This window comes from Paenibacillus sp. Soil724D2 (genome assembly GCF_001427935.1).
Lineage (GTDB): Bacteria > Bacillota > Bacilli > Paenibacillales > NBRC-103111 > Paenibacillus_E.
Map to the genome: position 1 here is coordinate 200,880 of NZ_LMRY01000058.1, position 6,842 is coordinate 207,721.

8 protein-coding genes and 1 pseudogene are annotated in these 6,842 nt (G+C 46.5%); all 9 read left to right on the forward strand.

Annotated elements, in window-relative coordinates:
* Positions 1–36 precede the first annotated feature (36 nt).
* Positions 37–1,842, forward strand: a complete 1,806-nt coding sequence (locus ASG85_RS33535) for a DUF5906 domain-containing protein (RefSeq protein WP_060649109.1) — start codon at positions 37–39, stop codon at positions 1,840–1,842.
* 135 nt (positions 1,843–1,977) lie between these two features.
* Entirely contained in the window at positions 1,978–2,430 is a 453-nt protein-coding gene (locus ASG85_RS33540) for a C40 family peptidase (RefSeq protein WP_060649110.1), read from the forward strand.
* Between the two features lie 129 nt (positions 2,431–2,559).
* Positions 2,560–3,093, forward strand: coding sequence for an AAA family ATPase (locus ASG85_RS33545; protein ID WP_060649111.1), 534 nt, complete (start codon positions 2,560–2,562; stop codon positions 3,091–3,093).
* Complete coding sequence (locus ASG85_RS33550; RefSeq protein ID WP_060649112.1) at positions 3,090–3,677, forward strand: thymidine kinase; 588 nt, start codon at positions 3,090–3,092, stop codon at positions 3,675–3,677. Before ASG85_RS33545 ends, ASG85_RS33550 begins: the two co-directional genes overlap by 4 nt.
* Positions 3,678–3,867: 190 nt before the next feature.
* Positions 3,868–4,179: a 3D domain-containing protein gene (locus ASG85_RS33555; RefSeq protein ID WP_060649113.1), complete on the forward strand. Its 312-nt coding sequence runs from the start codon at positions 3,868–3,870 to the stop codon at positions 4,177–4,179.
* Positions 4,176–4,364, forward strand: a complete 189-nt coding sequence (locus ASG85_RS33560; protein WP_060649114.1) for a hypothetical protein — start codon at positions 4,176–4,178, stop codon at positions 4,362–4,364. Before ASG85_RS33555 ends, ASG85_RS33560 begins: the two co-directional genes overlap by 4 nt.
* Positions 4,361–4,495, forward strand: a complete 135-nt coding sequence (locus ASG85_RS39675; RefSeq protein ID WP_268796148.1) for a hypothetical protein — start codon at positions 4,361–4,363, stop codon at positions 4,493–4,495. The genes ASG85_RS33560 and ASG85_RS39675 overlap by 4 nt, the downstream gene beginning before the upstream one ends.
* Before the next feature lie 116 nt (positions 4,496–4,611).
* The gene (locus tag ASG85_RS33565; RefSeq protein WP_060649115.1) at positions 4,612–6,120 is read left to right on the forward strand and encodes a recombinase family protein; all 1,509 of its coding nucleotides are present in this window, start codon (positions 4,612–4,614) and stop codon (positions 6,118–6,120) included.
* A 35-nt stretch (positions 6,121–6,155) separates the two neighbouring features.
* Positions 6,156–6,557, forward strand: a pseudogene (locus ASG85_RS33570) (spore germination protein GerW family protein); the annotation flags it as partial.
* Positions 6,558–6,842: the final 285 nt, after the last annotated feature.

The window sequence follows — 6,842 nt, forward strand, 5'->3', positions numbered from 1 at the left end:
GTAAGGCACAAATCGACTCGAAGGTGGTAACCAACTATGTACGTAGAATTTAAACCAGACCAGAAATTTGCTTCCGTGATCGCTGACAAATCCCCAATGCACGAATCTTTCAGAGACGCGGGCTACTGCCTGACTAACGATGACCTGATCGTTGACATCGATTCCCTTCCTAAGACAGCAATTGAAAAGATGATCCAAGCTTTTGACATTACAACTCAGATCGTATGGACAGATCGTGGAGCGCACTTGTACTTCCAGAAGCCAAAAGGTTTCCGCGGCACACGCAATGTGAACCCACTAGGATTTGACTGCGAATACAAACATATCAGCAATACCAAGGCAATCACGATCAAACGTGGTGGAATACTTCGCCAGATCGATAACATGGGTAACCGTCAAGAACTACCTGACTTCCTCTATAGTAGAACGAAGCTAGAGTCCCTTGAAGGATTGGACAGCGGCGATGGTCGTAACCAGAAGCTATATGCCCACAAATTCAAGATCATGGCAGTCCAGAACTGGAAGAAGTGTCTCAGCTTCATCAACAACTACGTGTTCGCTAATCCAATGGATACAGAAGAGTTCACAACGGTCTGCCGCGAGGAACAGATCCGTGCAGAGAAGGACAACGAGTATGAAGTATCGGTACAACTCAAGAACAAGCTGAAGGTTGTCAAATACTCCAATCGCTTGTACAACTACGATGGCAAACGGTATGTATCTGGGGATGACTTCACAACGGTTGTTGCCAAGCATTTACAAGGTCAGAAAATTCGCTATATAGATGAAGTAATAAATCAGATGGAGTACCACATCGAGAATGTACGCGAACCCGCGACAGGCTTTGACATCAAGTTCAAGAATGGCATTTTGAGAGATGGTCGTTGGATCGAAGTCGAATCAACTGAGTTCACACCGTTCTACATTGACTTGGAATATAACGAGGATGCTCCCGCTGTACAAGCTGTTGATGACTATCTCGATTTCCTGACAGACGGTGACGCTACATACCGCAAGCTAATCCTTGAGACGATGGCACACACTTTGATCGTCAGTCCTGAGTTCAAACGTCAACTGGCAAAGTTCTTCGTGTTCGTGGGTAACGGTGGTAACGGCAAGGGCACGATGCTGACAATCATGAGACGCATCCTTGGTCGTGAGAATTGTAGTTCACTTTCACCAGAAGAGATGACGAAGGAACAGTACTTCACATCCCTGCAAGGTAAACTCGCAAACCTAGGTGATGACATCGAGGACAAGGCAATCAATGAGAAGCAAATGAAAGCCCTCAAGAACATCAGCACATGTGACTACATCTCTTCCCGTGAACTGTACAAGCAGTCCAAAGAGGTTGTCGTGACCACATCATTGATCTTCGCCAGTAACCATCTGCTCAAGTCATTTGAGAAGGGCGAAAGTTACAAGAGACGTGTCATCTGGTGTCCAATGTTCGGGACAATCGCCAAGAAAGATCCACGTTTCATTACCAAGCTGACCACCGAGGATGCGTTGGAATATTGGGTCAAGCTGATGGTCGATGCTTACTACGATCTGTACGAGAATGCAGGATTCACTGAGTCCGAGAAGGTAGCTGCTTATAACTTCGCTTACCACGAAGAGAACAATGGAACGCTCATCTTCGTCCGTGACCACAAGCCAGAGGACTTCATTGGTCTGAGACCACCAGAGGTTTACGATCAGTACGAGATCTGGGCAGAAGAGAACGGTGTCAATGTACAGTCCAAGAAGATCCTGCGTGAGACTCTTGAGATCGAATTGGGGTTGGTAGTAGGTGTCAAGTTCGTTGCGGGTAAGACTGCAAAAGTCTATCAACTCAAGTAATGACATTGTCGGTATCTGCAAGTCATGTGGCGAGGTTTTGACATGGGAAATCTGTGTTGACCTCGCTACCTACACGGTATGTCTCGAATGTTACAAAATCATCATGGAAGACTTCATTGAAAGGGGGTGAAAAAAATGAAAAAGTTATTTATCCTATTGATGCTAGTGATGTCCCTTGCGTTTGCAGGAGTGGCTCAAGCTGCATCATCTGACGAGATTGTCTCTTATGGCAAGCAGTACATGGGATTACCCTATGCGTTCAATGCTACCAAGATCGTGGACGGTCAATTGATCCAAGCTGACTGCTCTGGCTATATACGCTTCGTCTATGGACACTTTGGTATCAAGCTGCCATATGGTAGCAAGAACATTGCCAAAGCAGGACAGTACGTTCCCCGTTCTGAGTTACGTGCAGGAGACTTGGTCTTCACTGACACGAACAAGGACGGAGTGATCAACCATATCTCGATCTACATCGGGAATGACCAGTTGCTGCACACGTACAAGAAAGGCATTGGAGTTACGATCACCAAGTTCAGTGGCTCTGTCTATTCCCGCACTTATGTTACCGCAAGACGAGTACTTTAGTTCGTAACCTTTTAAACTCCTTGAATTGTCCCTCACATTGCGTGGGGGATCTTTTTTTTGTCCTCGTTGTGAAAATGGATCACCGTTTGGGATTAGATCTATGTAATGCAAAAACGAGGAGGACGAACAATGAAAATAGCTTTGATGGGTTACGCAAGATCGGGTAAGGACACGGTTGCTGAGTTGATCGGACGCAAGGTGTCAAAAATCAATCCACTGGCATTCGGCACAGCGTTGAAAATGATGTACCACGAGACGTTCCCACTCATTCCATTCCTGCCCAAACCGAGAAAAGGGTATGAACGATTTGGTGAAGCAATGCGATCATTCGATGAAAACGTCTGGGTCAGGAAGTTGGAGAATCGGTACAAGCTGCTGCAATACCTGTCCGAAAACAATGGCAATTTCATCATCACAGACCTACGACAACCGAACGAAGCAGCATGGTGTAAGGCTAACGGATTCACAATCGTGTATGTCCATGCCCATGAAGAAGACAGAAAAGCAAGAGCAGCAGAGGACAGCGAGTTCATGTACGTCAACCCATCTGAGGAACAAATCTGGATGATTAACCGTGACTACACCATCTACAACATCGGTACAGAAGCCGAACTGGAACATGAAGTCAAGCTGCTACTACAGCAAATGGAGGAAGCACAATGATCAAGTTCTTTACAGGCACAATGAGGTCGGGTAAATCGTATGAGTTGATTCAAGAGATCAAGAAAGCCACGGGAAAGGCTCTGATCATCAAGCCATCACTGGACACGCGGGATGGAGACCATGTCAGATCACGGGCAACAGCGGACACGTATCCTGCCAACTTGATTGACGATACTGACCTACACGATATCTGGTGGGTGCTGAGTTCGCTCAAAGGGGTTGATTACCTGTTCATAGACGAGGTTCAGTTCTTCTCCAAAGAGTTCATAGAAGCTCTAATATGGCACTGCAAGTCCTTGAACATACAGGTCGTAGCGAGTGGTCTGATCAAGGATTTCAGAGACGTTAAATTCCCCGCGTCAGAGTATTTACAGTTGGAAGCCGACTATGTCAGGTTCATGCACGGCGACTGTGACAACTGTGGTAAACCATCGTCCGATCATAACATTCGTGTGGACGCTAACGGCAGGATGGTGACAGAGGGTGAGTCAATTGGTATCGAGGGTGAGTTCAAGTATCTGACGGTGTGTAGGCAGTGTAAGAAACATTTCGAGAGACCGCAGTTTGATCAGTTTCCGTTGTAGCATCTTGTTGGGAGTGGCACTGGTCTGCTCCCTTCTCTACCACGGTATTGCCACAGCACCCGAACTACCACCGTTAGTCACTGTCATACACATTCCCACCACTGAGACATCACCAGAACGCACTGTAGCAACACCAGAACACACTGAGACAACATCCCGTGCCACCACTGTTCCAAAGAAGAACGTGGGAGTGGCAACAGCCTATTGTAACTGTAAAGACACTATGAACGGTGAGACAGGTATCACAGAAGCAGGATACGATCTGGACAAGGGGATTACCTACAAGGGCTATCGTATCTTAGCGAGTGACGAGAAGTACAAGTTTGGAACATTGGTTGACATTCACTTGGGAAGCGGAGAGACCATTCACGGCATAGTACTTGACCGTGGCGGGACAGTCAAGGGTAACCACTTTGACATCGTGTACGAGAATCGAGACAAAGCGTATGACTTTGGAATACAAGACGTTACATTCGAAATCAAAGGGAGACTTGACATATGAGCATCGTAAATTTTATCCAGAATCACGCATTGGAATTGAATGCCAAGGGTATACTATCCCGCACACGGTTGATGTACGAGGTCATGAATGAGATGACGGACGAGGAAATGTACTCACTGGACACGGATCTCGTTGACATTGCCGAGAAGATCGAACACATCTTAGAGAAGGAGTTTGCGCTATGAGCCAACCTGTGACATTCGTTGCCACAAGCGGGGTCAAGGTCACCATTCCACACGATCCATCACCCGCAGCTTGTGAAAGATTCCTGAGAACGATCATGGATATATCAGCCAAATATCCCAAGCAAAAATAGTTGACGAATAGGGCAGGGTGGGTATTCCCATCTTGTCCTTTTCTGTGTTATATTAGTAGTGAAGTTGATAAACGATACCACGTTATCGGTAAATGATACCGCAGGAGGTAGCACCCATGGCAAGAAGTTCTGATTACGACATTAGACATGTTGCTTTATACCTACGGAAATCACGGGGAAGCAACGATGAAGAGATTGATGATTTGGCTCAACACCGTGGGCAACTGATCGGACTCTGTGAAGAGAACGGTTGGTCTTACACCGAGTATGCCGAGATCGGAACGGGTGATAAGATCGATGCCCGTGACAAGATGATCGAATTGCTTGAAGATGTTGCGATGGAAATGTTCGATGCAGTCGTTGCTGTCCACTTAGATAGGATGAGTCGTGGTGACGAAGCTGACCAAGCACGGATCAAGAAGACACTGGCTCGAGCAGAATGCTTATTCGTGACACCGTATAAGACATACGACTTCAATGATGAGTCCGACATCCTGACAGCCGAGATCGAGGGTCTGGGAGCGAGACTTGAGTACAAGCAGATTGCTCGTCGTTTCCGTCAAGGTAAGGCACGGAGAGCGAAAGCGGGCTTCTGGTCGAATGGCACACCACCGTTCCCGTATGTGTACAACAACGAGATAGGTAAGGCAGATCCTTCTGACGAACACAGGCTATCGGTATACAGACGGATGATCGATATGGCACTCAGCGGGTACGTAGCTGACGATATCGCATGGGAACTGAACAAGGATGGCATTCCAAGTCCACGGGGTCAACTGTGGCAACCCGCTGTTGTGAGAAGACTTCTATTAGATGAAGTACACTTGGGCAAGATCGTGGTCGGCAAGAAGAGGAAGCTAGTCGGGGCAGATGCCATTATACGTAAGAAGAAGGAAGAATGGATCACGTACAACAACTGTCACAAAGCGGTCAAGACTCAGCTAGAACATGAGAAACTCACGTACATCATTCAACGGGACAAAGAGATCCCAACTGCGGCAAGGGCAGGGGCAAACACTTTCTCAGGTCTGATCAGATGTGCCAAGTGCGGAAGCACGATGCAGATCCAGAAGAGAACGAACCGACCGTCCGATCTATTGAAGTCCTGTGTACATAAGGATCTGTATGGGACACGCTGTGATAATCTCGGTGGTTCAATGGTTGACATAGCTGTTGCAGTGAAGGAGTCCATCCTGCTCAAGGTATCTCAATTAGAAGATGCGATCAGAAACGGTGTTCAACTGGAAGACATCCGACACATGTTGGAAATGGCTGAACACAAGCTGACCGAGATCAAACTCATTGAGAAACGATTGGGCAACTTGAACCTCAGATACCTTGACGGTGACTACACCAGAGATGAGTTCATGCCAATGAAAGAGGGCTTCACAAATCAGATCGCAGAGTTGGAAAGCGAGTATCAAGTGATCCAGAATCAGGCTGACAACTCCAAGAACGCACGTAACGAGGATATGCTAGAGACTGTCAAAAGGGTGTTACACATCGTTGACAAGGAAGCTGATCCAAAGGATATCAATAGAGCATACAAGTCCATCATTCATTCAGTCGTATGGGAACGGGATTCACTTGATAATACAGGCAGCGTAATCGTAAATTTTCTTTAGGGGTCTAGTGCTATACACGGTATCGTTTACGAATTCCTCATGGTAGTGTTATCATGCCGATTTCCAAAGTAGGTTTCGGTTTTGCCGCAGGCGGCAGCGAATTCGTGACAGATTCAGAAATTGAAATCGAAGGCGGCACTGTAGGTAGAAGCGATGCGCTGAATGCGAAGGTTGCTCTTCCTTTCGGCGGCGGTAGCGGCGGCGGGGTATCTATAACACCTATTGCTTTCCTCGTCGTAGGCAAGAATGGCGTGAAGGTTGTTCCGCTGGACAACCAAACACATATTCTTGAACGCCTCATTGACTCGGCACCGCAAGTGGTAGACAAAATCCAAAGCATGATTAAAGGTTTTGGCGCCAAGACACCACCTGCTGGTACTGTAGGTGCGACCGGGACAAATGTAACTAATATCGAAAATCAAAATTTCATTGTTTAGCTGATTGGCCTTCGTTTGAGCTGTCCTTTGGGGACAGCTTTTTTTAATTTTGAAATTTTATGTTTTGGATTAGGCGATGTTGCATTTTCTACAACAATCCACAAGCCAAAGGGCTATTTCGCAACTTGAAGTTGCAGTTTGTACAACATTTTGAACCCATTTGTTACGAAATGGCCTATATAGGACCAAATTCGGTCTAACCCCCTAATACTGGACACTAGTCGACTAAAGCAACAGATTACTTATTAAATTGCGAGTTTAAACGGCTTTACTTCATTTTTCTTT